Raw genomic sequence first — 19,984 nt, forward strand, 5'->3', positions numbered from 1 at the left:
GGTGTCGGGCCAGATGTCCGGAGGCAGTGCGCCTCCGCGTCTGTGCCGGTGTCACATCGAGGAGGATGACACCGCCCCGCCAGCTTGCGCGAGTAACCCGGCTTCGGCAACAAGACGGTTAGATCGATTCCTTATCTGTCCGGGGGGATCATTCCGTTGAGAAATAAGCGCTCGGCAATGTCACCCGCTTTGCCTACAACACTCGTGGTCAGGAAACTCGTATCGAAGATGCCAAAGGCAATGCCTTTGACAACAGCTATGACAGTGTTGGCAATCTGCTATCGATCACCGATCCGCAGGGTAATGCCGCCAGCAACGTCATGCTGGCCAATGGGCTGGTGGCCAGCACCACGGATCTGGCAGGCCAGACCACCGGCTATACCTACGACAGTGCCGGCAACAAGCTCACTGAAACGGACCCGCTCGGCAACGTAAGCAGCTGGACCTACGACGCCAACGGCAACGTGCTTACCGAGTCCATCAGCCGCATCCACGATGGCGAGAGTCGCACTGAAACCACCGCCTACGAGTACGATGCTCTCAACCGCGTCATCGCCGTCACCGACACGCTGGGCAATGTCACTCGCACCGAGTACGACGCGGCTGGTAACGAAGTGGCACAGGTTGACGCGCTCGGCCGGCGCACGGAAATGAGCTACGACGCCTACGGGCGCGTGATCAGCACCCGGTACCCGGACGACACCACCACAAGCAGCCGCTACGACGCCGAAGGCAACCTGGTGGAAGAAACCGATCGCCTCGGTCGCACCACGGTGATGACCTACGACGTCCTGAACCGCTTGACCGAAACCCGCTACCCGGATGGCAGCACCAGCACCACCGAGTACGATGCCGCCGGCCGCGTTATCGCGGAAGTGGATGCCCTCAGCCAGCGCACCCGTTACGAGTACGACGCCGCCGGCCGTCGCACCGCTGTGATCAATGCGCTCGAACAGCGCCACAGCTTCGAGTACGACGCCAACGGCAACCTCGTTATGGAAACCGACGCCAACGGCCACGAGACCCGCTACACCTACAACAGTCTCGACCAGAAAGTGTCCACCCGTTTCCACGACGGCAGCACGGTCAGCGACGAGTACGACGCCCTCAGCCGCAAAACCGCCAGCGTTGACCAGAACGGCACCCGCACCGAGTACGACTACGATGCACTGGGCCGTCTCACGACAGTGCGCCAGTTTCTGAACGGCGCGCCCCTGACCACGCTCTACAGCTACGACAGCCAGGGCAGCAAACTTACCCAGACCGACGCCGAAGGCCGCACCACAAGCTGGGAATACGATGCTCTGGGCCGCGTCACCGCCCGCATCCTGCCGCTGGGCCAGCGTGAGACTTTCGAGTACGACGCCAACGGCAACCAGATCCGCCACACGGACTTCAACGGCCAGCTCACCACCAGTGAGTACGATGCCCTGAACCGGTTGATTAACCGAAGCTATGCAGACGGTACACAGGAAGCCTGGACCTATGACAACGCCGGCCGGGTAATCGAAACCACCCTCACCACCAATGGCCTGCCGCAGGTCACCCACTACCAGTACGACCAGCAAGACCGCCTGACCCGGGAAACCAAGCCCGACGGCTCGCAGCTGGCCTACACCTACGACCTGAACGGCAACAAGACCTCGGTGACGGTAACGCCAGCCGGCGGCACCCCAAGAACGGTCAACTACAGCTACGACGCCCTGAACCGGCTGCACACCGCCACCGACGAGCACGGCACCACAACGTACACCTACACCCCCGCCGGCAGCCGCGCCAGCGTCACACAGGCGAACGGCGTCAGGACGAGCTACAGCTACGACAGCCTGAACCGCCTGACGCAGCTCACCAGTCGCGCCAGCAACGGCACCGTGCTGCAGCAGTACAACTACACGCTGGATGCCACGGGGCGCCGCACTCGTATCGCCGAGCATAACGGACGGATCAGCGAATACCGCTACGACGATCTTTACCGGTTGGTGGAAGAGGCGATTACCGATCCGCAAAACGGCAATCATCTGGCTCAGTACCAGTACGACACGGTGGGCAATCGACTGGAGTCCACCGTCAATGGCCAGATCACCAGCTACAGCTACGATGGCAACGACCGAATCCTGAGTCAGGGCAGCACCAGCTATAGCTACGATGCCAATGGCAACACGCTGACCGAATCGAGCAGCAGCGGCACCACGACTTACAGCTGGGATGCCCGCAACCGTCTGATCGAAGCCACAACCCCGAATGGCACCTTGCTGTTCGGCTATGACATCAGTGGCATCCGCACCAGTCGCAGCGAAAGCGGCATCACCACTAACTTCGTGGTGGACCATAACCAGCAGTACGCTCAGGTGTTGGCCGAGATCGAGAATGGCTTCACCACAAAGCAGTACACCTACGGCGATGACCTGCTGAGCCAGAGCGAAGGGGCAGGGCAAGAGCGGTTCTTCCTGTATGACGGGTTGGGGACGACAAGGGCCTTGGCTGATGGTTCGGAGGCAGTAACCGACACCTATGCGTACGAGGCGTTTGGGGAGCTGCTTGCGAGCACAGGTAGCTCGGACAATGCCTATCGGTACACGGGGGAGCAGTATGACTCGGGGCTGGGTCAGTACTACTTGAGGGCGCGTTACTACGACCAGGGTGTAGGAAGGTTCAGCCAGATGGATACCTGGATGGGGCGGAGTCAGGATCCGGTTACCCTGCATAAGTATTTGTATGCGAATGCGGACCCGGTGAGGTATGTGGATCCCTCTGGTCAAATGTCCATTGGTTCGCTGATGTCTGCAGTTGGAAATGCCGCGAGACTGGCGACGAGTGCCACGGTAAACATTACAAGGCAGTTGGGAGCCCGGGCAGGACGAGCCGCCGGAGGTCTCAGACTGTTCGTGGGTCGTGCTATGGCTCAGGCCAGGGCAAGATCTTATGTTGTCAAGAGATATCACCTTCAGGGCAGCAGCGGGAACAAGTCAAAGTTCTTAAGCGATGTCATTAATCCAAATAGGTATATTGCAAAAGCGTTGAGGTCAAGGCGTGCTGAAGTGGCAAGAAATAGTTCTGACTCGTGGAGTTTGATAGCCGATGTAGGCCGCGTCGTTGGGACAAAAGGGCAGACGCGGATTAAAGTTGTGTTCACCCGAACGGGCAAGATAATCACGTCCTATCCAGTTAAGTGACGAGGTCTAGTTATGCCAGAGAAATTGACTATAGGATTCGAAGCGGATGATCTTGACACTACTAGAAAGACTGATGCTTGGGATCTTTACATTGGAGTCACAGGACGTTTAAAGATCATCTTTAATGATAAAATCTTCCTTGAGGAAGAGTACTCTAATGTCGTTGAGTTTGCTGTTCTTCTAGCAAGATGGTTGCGAAATAGAACACGCGAATTTGTGTACAAGCCGCTTGAAATGGATGACGTATTGCTAGAGCTAAAGTATCAAGATGGCGGGATGATGCTCTGCTCTGATTTTTCCGAGGTAAGCCCGTGTGGACCAATTCCGTTTCGCATCGTTCTCGAAGGAGCGGAAGAATATATTAATAGGGTTTCTGAATTTATCGGCAAAGCCGGATATGACTTCTCGGCGCTGGTCTCTGATGATCGATTGGATTCGAGAGCGTAGGGAGTTTCTTTAGAGATAAAGAGAGCACTCAGGAGTCGGGCCTCACATTTCACACTTAACCAAGCATTGAGGCTCATGGAGCTAGCAAGTCTCCTTTTACCTGTTGCTATTTCTTGCCTGGAGGTGATGCTGAGTGAGCGTAGATCAAGACCTCGTTGAAGCGCTTTTCGCGTCACTTCGAGACGGGCAGGCTCAGGTCTTCAGGCAGATGCCGGGCTCAGGCGTTGCCTTTGTCGCCTCTGCGGATGACTTGCTGCAGATTGAAGTGGACTATGATGGCCCAAAACCCGTTGCTGTGATCATTAGTGTAGGGGCTTCCCGATTACTGTTTCTGGAAAGCGAGCCCCGATTTGATGATCTGGTCCGTCTAGTGTCAGAGGCGCCCGCGGACATTGAGCGGTACAAGAGCATGAGGGAGAAAGCAGTGCGAAGTCTGATTAAGCGACTGAAATAGCGAGGTTGCTGTCATTGAATAGACTGAGCTGGTTCTAATGACTGTCGGATTAGCGAATTTAAGAGCGTCCGATGACTGAATTCCTCTCATATCCTGGCACTGATATCGATATCCGCCTCGGAGACGTCGTCTCATACAAGCCGTTCCTCAGAAAGAGAGTCCAGGGCAAGGTGGTATATATGCCGGGTGAGTCCCAGAAGAACTCCCAGTTCGAGTACGGCGATGTTTCCTTGTGGCTCATAAAGCTGGACGATAAGCGAGGATCCCTTGTTCAGCTGGGATACTTCCCTCCGGATGAGGTGGTGCCGAAGTCTCTCAAGTTCATTAGTAGGGGAAGTCCGGATGAGTAGTTCGATCCTGATGAGGAGTTGCTGTGATAGGCGAACCGGCCAATATTTGACCCCTCGCCAGGTATAAGAAACAAGAGAAGTAATCTTTACACCCCGCCACTGAGCGGGGTTTCCTGTTTCTGGAGGTGAAAAATATCGAAGAAAGGGTTTGTACGGAGTCCGGAGGGCATGTACCGGGTTCGAGGTCTGTGAATCGCCACCAGTTTACCAGACATCTTTCACTCATCATCGGAGAGTGAGGCAGCAGACCTCCGCCACTATTCAACCAAACGCACAGCTTTCTCTTGCGACTTTATCTCCGTCACTGTGCCCAGATCATTTTGCTGGCCGGTCCACGGCTGCAGCCGTATGCGACGATTATCAAGCTGGTCGATAAACGGGTACTTGATGATGTCCAGGTAGGGGGAGTGATCAAAGTCCGAGGCAAAGTAGATGCCGGGTTGGCGACTGTAAAGTTGGCTAACGCCACCATGTTCCTGTTTGACCAGTGGCATCACCGGAAACTGGACAAAGCCGAAGGCTTCGCCCACTGGAGTGCCGGTGATCTGGCGCAGCAGGCTGCCGGCCAGTGCCGCGAAAGCACTGCAACGCCAGCGGCGGGGCAATAATGACCAGGGCAGCAGCAGGGTCATCACCGCGAACCAGGACCGCTGTGCTCCGACTCCCAGCCGGCTGATGGCATGACGAATCAGTGCCTGCCGCTCTTCATTATTGAGGCTGCGTGGCCGACAGATACGCAGGTGCTCGTGCTCCAGCAAGGAAAGTGATTGCAGGGTAATGCCGCTGTCCAGTCGCGCATCAAGGATCAGTCGGGTATCCGGGCCGCAGGCCAGATAGCCGTCAAGCTGGCGTCTCAGGGCCGGGTCGGCAATATCATGCGGCTGGCCAAGGTAGAGAATCGCCCGCGACCAGCGCGAAGAGGTGACGTTCTTTAAGGCTTCATCCAGGCGGCTGCGACCATCAATCAGAATCACATCGCCGGGCTGCAGGGTGCGGCTCAGCCGGTCAAAGTCAGACAGGCGAATGACGCTGCCGGGGCGGTCATGCTGCAAAAAATCACAGCACCATTGGTAAATACTGTTCAGGTCCATGATGGCTACCGTTGCCGTTGTTCTGATTGCGCGGTCACGTTACAGCACCGCCAGCAGCCGGTCGATGACCGAATCGCTGGTATAGAAATGTGGTGACAGGCGCACGCCGCCGCCCCGTGGCGCGCAGACCACGCCGGCATCAGTGAGTCGCCGGAACAGGGCAGGAGTGTCCTCCCGGGTGGATCGGAAGGTGACAATACCGGCACGCCTGTCCGGTGACGGCGGGCTGATCAGCTGCATGTCTCGTTGCTGCAGGCCAAGTTGCAGACGGCTGACCCGGTCTGCCAGTCGCTGACTCACCTGATCCATGCCCACCTCCAGCAGCAGCGACAGGCTGGCACTGAGGGCGTGGGCGCAGAGAATATTCGGGCTGCCACACTCAAAGCGCCGGGCGGAGGAGGCAGGCTGCCAGTCCTGACGATCATAATCGCCAGCCTGTTCCACCATGTGCCAGCCGAACTGGTGCAGTGTCAGCTTTGATCGCAGCGCTGGCCGACACCAGAATAGCGCCAGTCCTTCTGGACCAAGCATCCATTTGTGGCCGTCGGCGACAACGAAGTCGGCCTGCCATTGCTGTACATCGACCGGGATGGCGCCGATGGCCTGTATGGCGTCCACACAAAACAGGATGCCGCGTGCCCGGCAGGCCTCGCCGAGCCGCTGCATATCCAGACGCAGGCCGCTGCCGAACTGGACGGCACTGATGGCCAGCAGGCGCACCCGCTCATCCATGGCGGCAATCAGGGCGCCTTCCGGGTCATCTGCGTCGAGTGACACGGCGCTGACCTCGACGCCCTGTGTGGCCAGTGCCTGCCAGGGAATGCGGTTGGAGGGAAATTCCTGATCACTGATCAGGATGCGGTCTCCCGGCTGCCAACCGAGGCCACTGGCGACCACGGACAGCCCTTCAGAAGTGTTCTTCAGCAGGGCGATATCGTCGGCAGAAGCCGCGCCAATCAGCGTCTTCAGTTGCTCTCGCAAGCGTTGTTCGGTGGCCAGCCATTGCGGGTAGTGGCGGGCGCCGCTGCGCGCATTTTCCTCGGCAAAGCGGATCACCGCATCCCGGCTGCGGGCCGGCCAGGGGGCCACCGCCGCATGATTCAGGTAAAGCATTGCCGGGTCCTGGGGGAACTCTCGGTGAAGGTCAATTGCCATGCTCACGAAATCCTGTCGTTGGCACCGGTTTAATGGGGGGTGCGGTGAATTTCAAAATGGGCCGGAAGCAGGACTGATGGGCCATTTTCCGTTAGACTTGCCAGTCATTTTTGAGCTTTGTGCCCCCGCCTAAGGAGATACCAATGGGTGATCTGGAAAAAGCGACCCGTCGAGCCCAGGAGTTCCGCCAGCGTGAGCGGGAGATTCTGGACGCTGCTCTGGAGTTGTTCCTGGAGCAGGGCGAGGACCGTGTCACGGTAGAGATGATTGCTGACAAGGTCGGCATCGGCAAGGGCACTATCTACAAACACTTCGAAACCAAGAACGAAATCTATCTGCTGCTGATGATTCGTTACGAGGAATCTCTGGCCGAGCGATTTGGCAAGATTCGTGAATCAGACGACAAGGAGCGGCTGGCCCGGGATTATTTCCATTTCCGTATTGCCGATCCGAAGCGCTACCAGCTGTTTGATCGGCTTGAGAACAAGGTGATTAAAGATCATGCAGTGCCTGAGCTGGTGGAAAAGCTGCATCGTATTCGCGCCGCCAACTTCGAACACCTTAGCCGGATTGTGCGTTCGCGTATTGATGAAGGCACGCTGGAGGATGTTCCCGAGATCTACCATATTTGTATTGCCTGGGCGCTGGCTCACGGCGCTGTGGCGTTGATGGAGTCTCCCTTCTACCAGAAGCTCATTGACGACAAGACGGATTTTCTCGATTTTCTCGTCAATATTGGTATTCGCATGGGTAACAAGGGCCAGCGGGGCCACTGAGTATGTCCTCAGCGCTGGACGACCTGCTGGCTCGCCTTGCTGAGGCTGAGCAATCTCCCGGTGGCCCACCGCTGGAAAAATGGCAGCCGCCGCTGTCCGGTGATATCGATATTCGCATTGCTTCCGATGGCCGCTGGTATCATGAAGGCACGGTCTTTCAACGGACGGCGCTGGTAAAGCTATTTTCTTCCATTCTGCGCCGTGAAGGTGAGGATTATGTCCTCGTCACGCCGGTGGAAAAATGGCGCATTCAGGTTGATGACTTACCATTTATTGCACACTCCGTTGCTCGGCTCGAGCGTGACGGCATCAGTATGTTGCTGGTTACCACGAATGTGGGCGAGGAGCTGGTGATTGGTGAGGCGCACCCCCTTGAGGTCCAGATTAGTGCGGATGATGAGCCTCGGCCGGCCGTCGAGGTGCGCGCTGGTTTGTGGGCGAGAGTTGATCGCCCGTCTTTCTATCAACTTGTCGACTGGGCTGAGTCATGCACCGAAAATGGGCGCACGGAGCTGCGCGTTCATAGTGCCGGCAAAATCTTTACCCTGGGGAGTATATAGCGGGTTTATTGGCTGAAAATATCTGACAATTGGGTGGCGGCATAGTGCCTTTACCGGGATATACTCGGGCAATCGGGGCTGTTGTTGACTCAAGTCATGGATGTTTTGAGAACCATGGCGAGGGCGTTAGCGCTCTTGCTCGGCACATCGTTTTGTACCACTTCTTTTGCCGCTGTGACCTATGAGGGGACAGCCGGCGTCCGTGCGACTGTCTTCAACGGGACTAGCTATTCAACGTTGAGTTGTATCAGTTGTCACTCGGCCGCGGCGGATGTGCCGCAACTTCCTTATCTGGATACCTGGAGTAACGTAAACAGCTATGGTTTGACTACCACGGCGGATTTTTCCTGCGTAACTGGTTATGACGGTAGTGCAGTAAGTGGCCATAACTATATGGCAAACCGCGTTTCCTGTGGCGAAATGCCCTCCGGCGACGATCTGGATGCTGACGGAAAATCCCTTTTCGCCGGTTGGCAAAGTAGTGGCTTCCCGCGTTGGGCGGCGCCGACTATGACTACCAGCGCGGCCTCGTCTATTTCCAAATACAGCGCGACGCTTAACGGCACCATTAATGAAAATGGCTCCGATGCTAGCGGCGGTGCATTCTTTCGCTACTCCACCAGTTTCTCCACCATTGATGCAGATGGTGGCAGCCTGTCTTCAACCACTAACCCTGCTGGTACCGGCGGTGGTCTGACATCGACCTCATACAGTCGCACTGTTTCCGGCCTTTCTTGCGGTACGACATATTACTTCAAGGCCTGGGGTACTAACTCGGTTGGCTCGGGAGAGGGGACACGGCGCAGTTTTGCTACCAGTGCTTGCCCGTCCATCAGTCAGGGCGCGAGCGTCGGCGTGGTTATGTCTGAGGACGGCTCGCCCACACCATTCAGTCTGGTTTTGAATGCCAGCGAGAGCGTGACCTGGTCTATCTTTGATCAGGCCAATAACGGCACTGCCAGTGTCTCTGCCGGCACAGCTACTGCGAAATCGATTTCCTATACACCCAACGCAAATTATAACGGCGCGGATACGTTCATCGTCAGAATATCCGATGGTACTACCACCGATGATATTACCGTCAACGTCACCATTAGTGCGGTCAGCGATGCGCCGGTAATCAGTCAGGGGGCGAGCGTCGGTGTGTCCATGTCAGAGGACAGCTCGCCGACTCCTTTTTCGCTCAGCCTGAATGCCACTGACGTGGATAGTGCAACGCTTTACTGGCGGATTAGCAGTGCCGCATCGAATGGCACTGCCGGGATTTCAGGAGGCACTAACTCCACCTCTGCCAGTGGCGCTGCCAAGGGTATTACCTATACACCGACAGCCAACTACACGGGTAGCGACAGTTTTGTTGTGCAGGTCAGTGATGGTAGTAACGGCACCGGTTTGTCAGACTTCATCACAGTCAACGTCACAGTTAATGCGGTCAATGACGCACCCACCTTCAGTGTTGCTTCGCCGGTGGCTGTTGTTATGTCAGAAGACAGTTCGCCGACGCCCTTTTCGCGCAGTCTGACCGCCAGTGATGTGGACAACGCAACGCTCTACTGGCGCATCAGTAGCGCGGCATCAAATGGAACAGCCGGAATATCCGGTGGCACTAACTCGACTTCTGCCAGCGGCGCCAGCAAGAGCATTACTTACACGCCTAATGCCAACTATTTTGGCAGCGACAGTTTTATTGTTCAGGTCAGTGACGGCTCCGGCGGTACAGGTCAGTCTGCTTTTATGACTGTGAATGTCACCGTTAGCGCGATTAATGACGCTCCAGTGATTAGCTCGATTCCGTCCACTTCCGGTACCGAAGCTGTGCTTTACTCCTATGCAGCCAGCGTAAATGATCCGGATGATCTTAATAATGGTTCGGCGTTGACCTGGAGCCTTGATACGGCGCCGGCTGGAATGACAGTAAGTACAACCGGCTTGGTGCAGTGGACGCCGCCCAATGGGGTTACCACCGCCGATGTCACGCTGCGTGTTGCGGATGGTGGAGAGAATGGTGCGGTAGCCGATACCCAAAGCTGGACTATTTCTCTTGACGCTGTGAACGATCCGCCGGTGATTACCTCTACTGCGCCTACGGTGGCAACAGAAGATACTCAATATAGTTATCAGGTACAGGTGACTGATCCGGATGACACCAATAATGGCGCCAACCTGATTTTCCAGCTTGCCAATGAGCCGGCCGGCATGGTGGTCAGCAGCACAGGCTTGATTACCTGGACTCCACTTGAGGGCGTTTCGAGTAGCGGCGCGGTGACGGTTACGGTGAGTGATGGCGGTGAAAACGGCGCCCTGCCGGACAGTGAAATTTTTACAGTCTCTGTCACTGCGGTGAACGACGCGCCACAGATCATCAGCTCTGCAGTTACCACTGCGACCGAAGATACCTTGTATCAATATACGGTTGGGGTAACGGATCCGGATGATGCCAACAATGGCACTGCGTTGTCCTGGGCGCTGCAGAATGCGCCTGTTGGCATGAGCATCAGCAGTACCGGCACTATCAGTTGGACTCCGACCGAAGGTGTGCTGACCAGCGGTAGTGTGACTGTCCGTGTGCAGGATGGCGGGGAAAACGGTGCCTTGCCTGCAACACAGAATTTCACCGTGAGCGTGACGCCGGTGAATGATCCGGTGACTATCACCTCCGCGGCGCCGTTAACCGCGACGGAAGATGTTCAGTATAGCTATCAGGTTTTGGTTAGTGACCCGGATGACAGCAACAATGGTAGCGATATCAGCTTCGCACTGACTAGCGCACCAGCAGGTATGTTGGTCAGCAGTACCGGGCTCGTCACCTGGACGCCGGTAAATGGTGTGTTGAGCTCTGGAACTGTGCGTGTGCGTGTGCAGGATGGGCTGGAAAATGGCGCTGTTGCGGCACAACAGCAATGGACAGTGGCGGTGACACCGGTTAACGACGCGCCCGTGTTAAGCGCGATTGCCGCTCAGTCCGTGGAGGAGTTGTCATCGTTCAGTTTGGCGGTTCAGGTAACCGACCCGGACGATGTAAATAACGGCGCTGGCCTGTCCTGGAGTCTGGACACCGCTCCCGACGGCATGACCATTAGCAGCCTCGGCGTTATTTCCTGGACGCCAGGGCAGAATACCGCCGGTAGTTATCCGGTAACGGTGCGAGTAGCGGATGGTGGTGAAAATGGTGCCGCCGCCGATACCGAGTCATTCTCTATTCAGGTCACTCTGCAGGATGCGGATGGCGATGGTGTGGCGGACTACGCAGATAACTGCCCGGTCAATGCTAACCCTGATCAGGCTGATCTGGACGATGACGACATTGGTAATCTTTGTGACCCGGATCGTGATGGCGATGGCATCCCCAACGATATCGAAGATCTCTATGGGCTGGATGCCGATGATGCCAGCGATGCGCTGGCAGATCTGGACGGCGACGGGCTAAGCAATCTCGCCGAGTATCAGGCATGTGCCGCCGATCTGCTGGCTGACTGCGAGGCGCTGGTGGTCGATTCTGTGGCGCCGCAGGTTAGCGTGGAAGACATTCGCACGGACCAGATTGCCTACCTCACTGATATTATCGTCACGGCCACTGCCGAAGACGGTATTGATGGTCCGCTTCCCGCCTATCTCACGGCAATCAATGGCCAGCTGGTAGAAGCGTCAGCATCTGGCCATCTGCGCCAGCTACGCCCGGGTCGACACTTGCTGCGCTGGCAGGCAGAAGATGCCGCTGGCAATGTTGGTTCAGCGATTCAGCAAATTGATATTTTGCCGCTGGTAACATCCGGCGGAGCTCAGGTGGTTGGCCGAGGGCAAACCGTGGAGGTGCCGATTCTGCTGGGTGGGGAGGCGCCATCCTATCCAATAGCAGTGCAGTATGGCCTTTCAGGCTCCGCAGTTGAGGGTGTCGATTATCAGCTATCGGCTAACTTCTATCCGGTCGCTGCGGGAGTTAGCTCAACTATCGAACTTACTGTTGCGCCGAATCTGGCCACTGGAGAGGATCGCTACGTCGATATCACCCTGACGGACATCAGTGGCGATGCGTTGTTAGGAGATACGCTTACCCACAGGGTGTTGATTGTCGATCGTCAGCTACCACCGGAGTTGCAGCTACGCAGCCGTCAGATGGGTAGACAGTCCGGTCATGTCTATGCTGATCAGGGGCTGGTTGAGGTGCTTGCAGATGCTCGTGATGCCAACGGTGATACGCTTAGTTATGACTGGACTGAAACGGATCCATTGCTATCGTTTAGTGGCAATAGCAATGTGCAGTCCTTTGACCCAGCGGGGCTATCTGCCGGGCAGTATCGTGTTCGGGTTGCAGTATCAGATGGCATAGCCACGGTGCGGCGTTCGCTGCAGTTGGTTGTTCAGGCTCAGGCTCCATTACTTGAAGATGAAACCGAAGTTTATGAAGAGGGTGTGCTGGTCGCCGTGTTAATCAACGATCAGGATGGTGACGGCGTGCCGGATGCCAGTGATGGTCTTGGTGATAGTGATGGCGATGGCATTCCGGATTACCGTGACAACTTGAATGACCCGGTGCTGCAACCGCTGCAACAGACCACACAGCTTGGTCAGGCGCTGCGTAATGCGATCTCCACAGAGCCAGGGCTGCGTTTGTCCTCTGGCGATCATGCATTGCGTGCAGGTCGCGGGGGCGTGCGAGTTTATAGCTCTGAGTTGCCAGTTGATCCGGACTACGCGGTAGTCGGCACTCTCTATGACTTCGATGTGTTCGGACTCAACGAAGCTAATCGCACAGCACGGGTAGTATTGCCATTGGTTCAAGCATTGCCACCCCAGGCGGTCTGGCGTAAGTACGATGCTGACGGTTGGCATGGCTTTGTTGAAACCGGTAGTGACAGTATCGCCAGCGCTATGGCCACCGACGGCCGCTGTCCAGCGGTGGGCTCTGCGCTTTGGAGTCCCGGCCTGAGAGCTGGAGATAACTGTGTCCGCTTGCAAATGACCGATGGAGGCCCGAACGACGCTGACGGCACAGCTAATGGCGTAATTCGTGATCCTTCTGGCGTCGCTGTGGCGAAGGCAGAGGTAGAAGAACCGAAAGTGCCGAGCAGTGGCCCGAATGACGCTGGAGCCATGGCCTTTTTGTATTGGCTCCTGCTGCTGTTGCCGTTGTCGCGTCGTCGTTATGTTTGAGCTGCCAGGGATGGATGTAAGCGAATGAAGTTTTTCAGAAATTGGCTTTTGCCCGGACTGTTGTTTGCTAATTCCCAGGTTTGGGCGATTGATCTGCATGATATTCAGCTCAATGCAGATATTACGGTTAACTATGATGACAATCAGTCCCGTGCTGAGCGACAACGTGATCAGGTTGAGGATGTATCCGCCTCTATTCAGGCTAGTCTCAGCTGGTTTCGGCAGTTGAGTCCCCGTAGCCTTATCGCCCTGTCGGGTTTTGCAGAAGGCGAACGTTTCGATCAAGTGGATCTGCTTGACCGCAACACCCTGGGGGCTGGCGCCGCTTTTCGTTGGCAGCCTGATTCGTCTTTCTCTTCTCCGTTGATCGAGTGGAACGTTTCCCTGCAGGATGATGATATAGGGGTTGATCAGCGTGACAGTACGGTCCTGAAAACCCAGCTTTTTATAACCCGTCGTTTCACCGATAGGATTACCATGTCTGTTGGTGCCGAGTATCGTCATGCGGATGCGGAGAGCGTGGTTTTTGATGTTGAAAACAGACGATTCTTCTGGAATTTTGATTACTTTTTTGCCAGGAAATATGCAGCTTATTTTACCTACAGCCATCTTCGCGGAGACGTTTTTTCATCGGCGCAGCGTATTTTTTGCAATGGTGCGTTTGCTACCGATATTTTGCCGTTGATTAACGCATCCACAGCCATTGAGCCAGATGATGCTTATAACGGTACTTTTTGTGGCGAATGGATTGCCTATCGTCTGGATGCCAGAACTAATACTTTCCTGGCTGGCGTAAATATGCCCGTCGGTAAAAGTATGTCTTTTGATGTGTCGGTCATGCGCGCCGAGGTAGAGGCGGATCTGGGCAATCATTATGAGCGGAACATGGTTCGCGCCAGCTTGCTGAAGAGGTTCTGAGCATGAGTATATTGCTGCGTCTGGGATGTTTTTCAGTGCTGGTTCTGATGCTGGCTGCTTGTAATGAAAGGGAAGGTGCTGAGACGATTGCCAGTGCTGAGCGAGCGGTGGAGGTGCCCGATAATTTCTTGCGCTATCTGAATGACCAGCAAGGCGCCGTGCTCAGTACTGACTGGAGTGCAGCTTACTATCGGGCGGTGGACCCGATCAGTAACAGAACAACATTGCAGGACTGGAAAGCCGCCAACCAGTTTGGGCAGTGTGATGAAGAGGTTCATGTGGTGTTTCGCGACGCCAAGGACCTTGGTTATGGACGTAATATGCGCGGTTGTCGCCATGCGGATGGTCGAGTGGCCATATTCGTTGATAACTATGTGGTGCGAGTTCAGCCAAGTGATCCTTCCAACTATGGCCCGATCAATGTGGAAGCTGCTATCAGCGAAGACCGGCATCATAAGCAGGGCACCAATGCCATTGAGTTCACGCCAATTGATCCCACGGACCCTGACTCAGACAAAGTTGCCAAGTTTTTTACATTTGACCAGAACGGTCTGCGCAGTGTGCAGGCGGATCTTGATGGTCGTGGTAACAAGCCCATGCCACAGCCATGCCTGCTGTGTCACGGCGCAACTCTGGCGGCATGGGACAGCGCGGCGATTGTTGCCAGCCTGGCTCCATGGGCGGAGCCAGGTGTTGAGGAAACTCTCAAGTCAGCGAAGCTGAATCTGCTAGAGCTGGAAAGTTTTGACTACTCTCCTTATGTGAGTCGTTATTCCCGCTCGCAGCAGGAAGAGCCGTTGAGGTTATTGAATCGTTTTATTCTGGATACTTACCAGCAGTCTGCAGCCCGTCCATTGGCAGACCCTGGTCATTGGTCGGCGGATTTTGCCGTTGAGGTTGCCAGTAAGCGTTATCTCGATCAGCCAGAGTTGCTTGGTCAGGTCTATCAGGACGACTCGGTTCCCTGTGGCTGGAGGGTTAACCCTTCCATTGATGCAGACTGTGTCGGCTCCGTTGATCTGCCATCGGAGCCCCGTCAGGAAGGCGTTGATCTGCTATACAAGCGTGTCGTGGAACCTAACTGTATTGGCTGTCACTCAGTGCGTGGCTCCAGTGCGGGTGAGCGTCAAGGTGGTGACGGTAATGCGATTAATTTTAGCAACTATGAAAAATTTATCGGTTATAGCGACTTGATTGTAGATTATGTCTATCACCGGGGAGTGATGCCGCTGTCTCTGCGAAACTATGAGAAGTTTTGGGCTGATCGGTGCGATGGTGCGCCGGCACTGCTGGCTTCGTTCCTGCCGGAGTTTGACCGTTATGATGAGCAGGCTTGCGTAATCACACCGGGGCTGCCGGTGGCCAAGCCTGGGGCCAGTCGTCCGGTTGATACTCCGGTGCTGCTTGATGCCTCAGGCAGTCTTTTTGCCCGTGACTTTCAGTGGCAGGTGTTGTCTCTGGCGGACCCATCCGCAGTGGTTAGTCTGTCTAGCCCCAGCTCCTCTGTAACCCAGTTCGATGCGAGTCATGAAGGGGACTATGTGCTTCGCCTTACGGTCAGCAACCTGCGTGGCAGTCATAGTGAGGATGTTACGTTGACCGTGGATAACAGCTTGAGCCCTGCGCCGTCACAACTGACTTTTGCGGATCATGTTCTGCCGGTATTACGCGATATCAGCTATCCTGGGCGGGTGCAGCGCTGTACCGACTGCCACAGCGCTACTGCGCAGCTCGGTGGCGCCTATGCGGGCATCCCTGTGGTTTATGATGTGGATGCCACTGTTTACGCGGAGGTGATAGAGCGCGTTGATCTGGACGATCCTGAGAACAGCCTGCTGCTGCGCAAGCCGACCCGTGACCAGCACGGAGGCGGCATGCTGATCGATCGTAGCAGCGCGGACGGCATGGCGCTGTATCAGATGTTAATCAACTGGATTAGAAATGGAGCAGATTGCGGCGCAGATCCTCTGATCTGCGGTTAACCATTTAGCAGTAATTGTTATTTACTGGTGTGGGTAAACACACCATCCCAGTCGATATCCGGTGGGTCTTCTTTGAAGTGAGCGATGCGCTCCAGATAGACCTGATAGATTTTACGGTCTGGTTCTTCTTCGGCCAGTTTTAGCAAGGACTGCTCCGCGGTGCTCCAGCGCTGCTCGCGATATTCCGACAGCGCACTATGGAAACGCTCCAGCCGATGCAGGGTTTCCTCCGATTGCTCGCTGGTGGCACCCAGCGGTTCGAAAATCACCACCGGTTCGTCTTTGCCTTTGACTTTTACTCTGTCCAATTCAAGGAAGCAGTAGTCAGGGACTTTGGCGCGAGTAAATTCACTGACAATAATATTGACGCCATATTGCTTGGTTAGCCCTTCCAGCCGTGAGCCCAGATTCACCGCGTCACCCATAACCGTATAGGCCATGCGGAATTCCGAACCCATGTTGCCGACACTCATCAGGCCACTGTTGAGGCCCACGCCGATATTGATCTCTGGCCAGCCTTTTTCCCGGAAGCGTTGGTTAATGCCCGGAAGAGCCTTGACCATTTCCAGTCCAGCCTCCAGAGCATGGCGGGCATTGTCTGGATCTTCTAGAGGGGCGCCCCAGAAGGCCATGATTGCGTCGCCCATATATTTATCGATGGTGCCGCGATGATGATGGATGACATGGGTCATTGGCGTCAGCATTTCGTTCATCAGCTGGGTCAGTGCTTGTGGCTCCAGCCCTTCGGAAATGGTGGTAAAGCCGCGTACATCCGAAAATAAAACGGTCATGTCCCGGCTTTCACCGCTGACGCTGATTTTCTCGGGGCTCTCGGCCATTTCTTCCACTAGCTCAGGTGGGATGTACTGGCCGAACAGTTTTGCCAGCATGCGCTTGTCGCGCGCCTCAACAAAGAAACCCCATAGAGTCTGGAAAACGAAGATAAACAGAATCAAACCCACCGGTGAGGCCAGTGGCAATACCAAGCCGCTATTCCATGCGTATAAGTTGCCCCCGACAACGGCAGCCAGTGCCCCCATTGTCACCAGCAGACTGCGCATCGGTTCGAGGCGAGCATTAATCACGCCCAGTACAACGCTGATGGTCAGAAGCAGGAAAAACTCAACCGCGATGATCCAGCCTGGCTGGCGCTTGATGTTGTTATCCAGCAGGCCGGCAATCAGGTTAGCGTGTACCTCAACACCCGGATAGGTGGTCTCCAGTGGCGTGGTCCGCTGGTCCTTCAGGCCAGGGGCAGAGCTACCAACCAATACTATTCTGCCGCGCAGTTGTTCTTGCGGAATTTTCTTTTCCAGAATGTCGCTGATGGAGTAGTACGGGAAGCTGTTGGCGCCGCCACGATAGGGCACCAGTACTGTTGCCAGTGGAGCCAGTGGAACAATCTGGTCTCCAAGGCGCAGTGCATCAACAAACGGGTAATTGCTCTGGGTATCAAGGATCAGCTCGATGGACGGGTCGTTGCCCGATGCCCGCACCATCGACAATGCCAAAGAGCCATATAGCTTGCCTTCAAACTCCTGCAACAGTGGCACGCGACGGAATACACCATCAATATCAATGGTAGGGTTGTCGAAGAATCCACCACCCCAGGCCGTGCTTTGCAGTACTTCCAGATTGCCCGAGAACCCATGGGGTTGAGGTAAACCGAGACGGCCAGCGAAGTCCTCTGGCAGCTCCGCCGCAGGTGGTGGCAATACGTTTAACTGGCTGCTCTGGCCATGGGCAAAGACATAGCCCAGAACGACCTGACGATCACGAAAGCTGTCGGCAAAGCGCTGATCAAAATTGAGGGCAGGGCCCAGGTCCTTCCAGATGCGCTGGAATTGGCGGTCCGAGCGCAACTCCTTTTCGGCCATGCTACGGAGGGCAGATACGCCCGGGTCCGTATCTGGTTCGGCGAACAGTACGTCATAACCGAGGCTTTTGACCTGATAGTGGTCGAACATCACGTCCATGAACTGGGCAAGAATGCCTCGATCCCACGGCCAGTGCCCCAGGGCTGCCAGGCTCTTCTCGTCAATGTCAGCGATAATGATGCGATCATCAACACCACCGGGCACGGTCATCCGTAGCCGTATGTCGTAGGTGGCGCGCTCCAGCGTATCAAGCAGAGGGATGCGTGGAAGATAAATGCTATGCAGAACAAATAGCGCGCAAATCAACAGCAGCAGGCTGGTGCGTAGCCACTTTCCCGGTGACATCGGTACTCCTTACCTTCAGTAGCCTTTACGCGGTGCGGTATAGGACTTTAGCGTTGAGAATGCAGGTTTGCGGCCGACCAGCTGCTCAATCAACATCAGCTCTTCGTCCGTATGATTTTTCATGGGGGCCGGGGTGATCAGTTGGCTATAGCCGCCGCCTTTGCCAATGTAGCGTGGCGAATCATGGTGGGTGGCGATCACCTTTTCTTGCTGGCTCGGGTCCGCGTTGGCGACGATATCGACGTGGCCGTAGCATGTGCAGGCATAGCTCAGGTCGTCTTCGGACTCCACATAAAGTCCGGTGCCACGAATGCCGATGGTGGCAGTGCTGGTCTGTACCTGATGGACAGAGCCGCCGGTGCGTGCGCCAAATACGGATAGCAGTTTACCAGTGGCAAGCCTCAGGCTCTCTTCGATGTTGTCTTTGCCCTTGAACTGTACCTTGCTGTTGTCACGCAGGATGTGGGCATCAAAGCCGATCACAAATACGACATAACTGCTGCGGCCTGTTTCCACCAACGAATTGGCGCTGATGTAGGTGCTTTCATTGGCCAGCTTGCCGTCTACAAACACAGTGCCGCGCATGTCGTAGATGGATTTGCCAGCAATCAGCTGCTCCGGGATCTTGCCCATGGCATGCACCAGAGCTGGCAGTACTGACGAGCCGGTCACCCCGGCAACAAGGGCAGAACCCATGGTGTAACGCAGAAACTGGCGGCGGGCTTCAATAATCTGGTCGCTCATGGCTCTCTCCGTGGAGGCAAGTCCCTGTTATCTGGGTGGGGATACGTGTTTATAGCACAGCGCGGGGGCTGATGGGATGGTTACTCCCATTCAGTCTTGTTCATCGGGTCTGTGGGGCAGCTCATGGCCGCAACGGCGGCAGTACTTGGCATCTTCATCGTGTTCATGCAGGTGGCAGTGACTGCATTCACGCTCGAATCGACGACGCACCATGGCCTGGGAAATCTCGGCGGTGACGATACCGGTGGGTACGGCAATGATGGCATAGCCGGTCAGCATGGCCAGTGAGGCAATGGCCTGGCCGAGGGGGGTGGATGGTGAGATATCGCCATAACCTACAGTGGTAATGGTAACGATGGCCCAGTAGATACTACGCGGAATGCTGGTAAAGCCGTAGGCCGGCCCCTCCACCACATACATAATGCTGCCGAAAATCAACATGACAATCATTACGCTGAACAAGAAGACGCCGATTTTTCTGCGTGCCCGGAGCAGGGCGCTGAGTAGAAATCCGGCCTCGTTCATCATTGATACCAGCTTCATCACCCTGAAGAGACGCAGTATGCGCAGGGCTCTCATGGTCAGCAGGTAGTGCGCGCCGGGAATGAAAAGGCTGATATAGGTGGGCAGGATCGCCAGCAGGTCGACAACGCCAAAGAAGCTACGAGCGTAATGGGCGGGACGAGCGCTCACCCAAAGCCGTACCAGATACTCGATAGTGAACAAAATGGTGAAGAACCACTCGATCAGACGTAATTCTCGACCAAAAACTGCATCGATTGAAGCCACGCTTTCCAGCATAACGGCTACCACGCTGGCTAGAATGGCAATTAGCAATAACTGGTCAAAACGTCGGCCATAAGTAGTGTCCGTGCCGAAAATAATATGTCGCCAGCGAATGCGCAGACTGTGGGGTTCCTGTTCCATACGGGCCCTGCTAATCAAAGATGGCCTGATTGTC

At 55.7% G+C, this 19,984-nt stretch carries 14 protein-coding genes and 1 pseudogene; 10 read left to right on the plus strand and 5 right to left on the minus strand.

Annotated elements, in window-relative coordinates:
- Nucleotides 1–206: 206 nt before the first annotated feature.
- The 5 genes and pseudogenes from J1C54_RS16755 to J1C54_RS12865 form a co-directional block, all read left to right on the plus strand.
- Nucleotides 207–293, plus strand: a pseudogene (locus J1C54_RS16755) (hypothetical protein); the annotation flags it as partial.
- Nucleotides 294–320: 27 nt separating this feature from the next.
- Nucleotides 321–3,173: an RHS repeat-associated core domain-containing protein gene (locus tag J1C54_RS12850; RefSeq protein WP_229148492.1), complete on the plus strand. Its 2,853-nt coding sequence runs from the start codon at nucleotides 321–323 to the stop codon at nucleotides 3,171–3,173.
- Nucleotides 3,174–3,185: 12 nt separating this feature from the next.
- The gene (locus tag J1C54_RS12855) at nucleotides 3,186–3,620 is read left to right on the plus strand and encodes a hypothetical protein (protein WP_229148493.1); all 435 of its coding nucleotides are present in this window, start codon (nucleotides 3,186–3,188) and stop codon (nucleotides 3,618–3,620) included.
- Nucleotides 3,621–3,753: 133 nt separating this feature from the next.
- Nucleotides 3,754–4,074, plus strand: a complete 321-nt coding sequence (locus tag J1C54_RS12860) for a hypothetical protein (RefSeq protein WP_229148495.1) — start codon at nucleotides 3,754–3,756, stop codon at nucleotides 4,072–4,074.
- A 71-nt stretch (nucleotides 4,075–4,145) separates the two neighbouring features.
- On the plus strand, nucleotides 4,146–4,424 hold the full coding sequence (locus J1C54_RS12865) for a hypothetical protein (protein WP_229148498.1): 279 nt from the start codon (nucleotides 4,146–4,148) through the stop codon (nucleotides 4,422–4,424).
- 257 nt (nucleotides 4,425–4,681) lie between these two features.
- Here J1C54_RS12865 and J1C54_RS12870 read toward each other — a convergent pair whose 3' ends face one another.
- Nucleotides 4,682–5,515: a hypothetical protein gene (locus J1C54_RS12870; RefSeq protein ID WP_229148500.1), complete on the minus strand. Its 834-nt coding sequence runs from the start codon at nucleotides 5,513–5,515 to the stop codon at nucleotides 4,682–4,684.
- Between the two features lie 39 nt (nucleotides 5,516–5,554).
- Nucleotides 5,555–6,670, minus strand: a complete 1,116-nt coding sequence (locus J1C54_RS12875; RefSeq protein WP_229148503.1) for an aminotransferase class V-fold PLP-dependent enzyme — start codon at nucleotides 6,668–6,670, stop codon at nucleotides 5,555–5,557.
- Nucleotides 6,671–6,813: 143 nt separating this feature from the next.
- On the opposite strand from J1C54_RS12875, the gene J1C54_RS12880 reads away from it, so the two are divergent.
- The 5 genes from J1C54_RS12880 (at nucleotide 6,814) to J1C54_RS12900 (ending at nucleotide 16,057) form a co-directional block, all read left to right on the plus strand.
- A complete protein-coding gene (locus J1C54_RS12880) occupies nucleotides 6,814–7,446 on the plus strand; it encodes a TetR/AcrR family transcriptional regulator (RefSeq protein WP_229148506.1) in 633 nt (210 codons plus the stop codon).
- Between the two features lie 2 nt (nucleotides 7,447–7,448).
- Nucleotides 7,449–8,006 (plus strand): DUF1285 domain-containing protein, encoded by a 558-nt coding sequence (locus J1C54_RS12885; RefSeq protein WP_229148510.1) that lies wholly within the window; start codon nucleotides 7,449–7,451, stop codon nucleotides 8,004–8,006.
- A gap of 273 nt (nucleotides 8,007–8,279) precedes the next feature.
- Entirely contained in the window at nucleotides 8,280–13,157 is a 4,878-nt protein-coding gene (locus J1C54_RS12890) for a thrombospondin type 3 repeat-containing protein (protein WP_229148512.1), read from the plus strand.
- Between the two features lie 24 nt (nucleotides 13,158–13,181).
- The gene (locus J1C54_RS12895) at nucleotides 13,182–14,075 is read left to right on the plus strand and encodes a hypothetical protein (RefSeq protein WP_229148513.1); all 894 of its coding nucleotides are present in this window, start codon (nucleotides 13,182–13,184) and stop codon (nucleotides 14,073–14,075) included.
- A gap of 2 nt (nucleotides 14,076–14,077) precedes the next feature.
- The gene (locus J1C54_RS12900; protein WP_229148514.1) at nucleotides 14,078–16,057 is read left to right on the plus strand and encodes a hypothetical protein; all 1,980 of its coding nucleotides are present in this window, start codon (nucleotides 14,078–14,080) and stop codon (nucleotides 16,055–16,057) included.
- 17 nt (nucleotides 16,058–16,074) lie between these two features.
- On the opposite strand, the gene J1C54_RS12905 is transcribed toward J1C54_RS12900, so the two are convergent.
- The 3 genes from J1C54_RS12905 to J1C54_RS12915 form a co-directional block, all read right to left on the minus strand.
- Complete coding sequence (locus J1C54_RS12905) at nucleotides 16,075–18,279, minus strand: CHASE2 domain-containing protein (protein WP_229148516.1); 2,205 nt, start codon at nucleotides 18,277–18,279, stop codon at nucleotides 16,075–16,077.
- A 15-nt stretch (nucleotides 18,280–18,294) separates the two neighbouring features.
- A complete protein-coding gene (locus J1C54_RS12910; protein ID WP_229148521.1) occupies nucleotides 18,295–19,023 on the minus strand; it encodes a FecR domain-containing protein in 729 nt (242 codons plus the stop codon).
- Nucleotides 19,024–19,113: 90 nt separating this feature from the next.
- Nucleotides 19,114–19,950 (minus strand): ion transporter, encoded by an 837-nt coding sequence (locus J1C54_RS12915; protein WP_229148522.1) that lies wholly within the window; start codon nucleotides 19,948–19,950, stop codon nucleotides 19,114–19,116.
- Nucleotides 19,951–19,984 lie beyond the last annotated feature (34 nt).

Source organism: Alcanivorax sp. 1008 (genome assembly GCF_020667895.1).
GTDB lineage: Bacteria > Pseudomonadota > Gammaproteobacteria > Pseudomonadales > Alcanivoracaceae > PGZG01.

What these genes read in the sequence shown, in the direction of transcription:
- J1C54_RS12905 (WP_229148516.1), bottom strand. Translation starts at nt 18,279, where the DNA reads ATGTCACCGGGAAAGTGGCTACGCACCAGCCTGCTGCTGTTGATTTGC.
- J1C54_RS12915 (WP_229148522.1), bottom strand. Translation starts at nt 19,950, where the DNA reads ATGGAACAGGAACCCCACAGTCTGCGCATTCGCTGGCGACATATTATT.
- J1C54_RS12875 (WP_229148503.1), bottom strand. Translation starts at nt 6,670, where the DNA reads ATGGCAATTGACCTTCACCGAGAGTTCCCCCAGGACCCGGCAATGCTT.
- J1C54_RS12885 (WP_229148510.1), top strand. Translation starts at nt 7,449, where the DNA reads ATGTCCTCAGCGCTGGACGACCTGCTGGCTCGCCTTGCTGAGGCTGAG.
- J1C54_RS12870 (WP_229148500.1), bottom strand. Translation starts at nt 5,515, where the DNA reads ATGGACCTGAACAGTATTTACCAATGGTGCTGTGATTTTTTGCAGCAT.
- J1C54_RS12895 (WP_229148513.1), top strand. Translation starts at nt 13,182, where the DNA reads ATGAAGTTTTTCAGAAATTGGCTTTTGCCCGGACTGTTGTTTGCTAAT.
- J1C54_RS12850 (WP_229148492.1), top strand. Translation starts at nt 321, where the DNA reads ATGCTGGCCAATGGGCTGGTGGCCAGCACCACGGATCTGGCAGGCCAG.
- J1C54_RS12855 (WP_229148493.1), top strand. Translation starts at nt 3,186, where the DNA reads ATGCCAGAGAAATTGACTATAGGATTCGAAGCGGATGATCTTGACACT.
- J1C54_RS12910 (WP_229148521.1), bottom strand. Translation starts at nt 19,023, where the DNA reads ATGAGCGACCAGATTATTGAAGCCCGCCGCCAGTTTCTGCGTTACACC.
- J1C54_RS12880 (WP_229148506.1), top strand. Translation starts at nt 6,814, where the DNA reads ATGGGTGATCTGGAAAAAGCGACCCGTCGAGCCCAGGAGTTCCGCCAG.
- J1C54_RS12900 (WP_229148514.1), top strand. Translation starts at nt 14,078, where the DNA reads ATGAGTATATTGCTGCGTCTGGGATGTTTTTCAGTGCTGGTTCTGATG.
- J1C54_RS12865 (WP_229148498.1), top strand. Translation starts at nt 4,146, where the DNA reads ATGACTGAATTCCTCTCATATCCTGGCACTGATATCGATATCCGCCTC.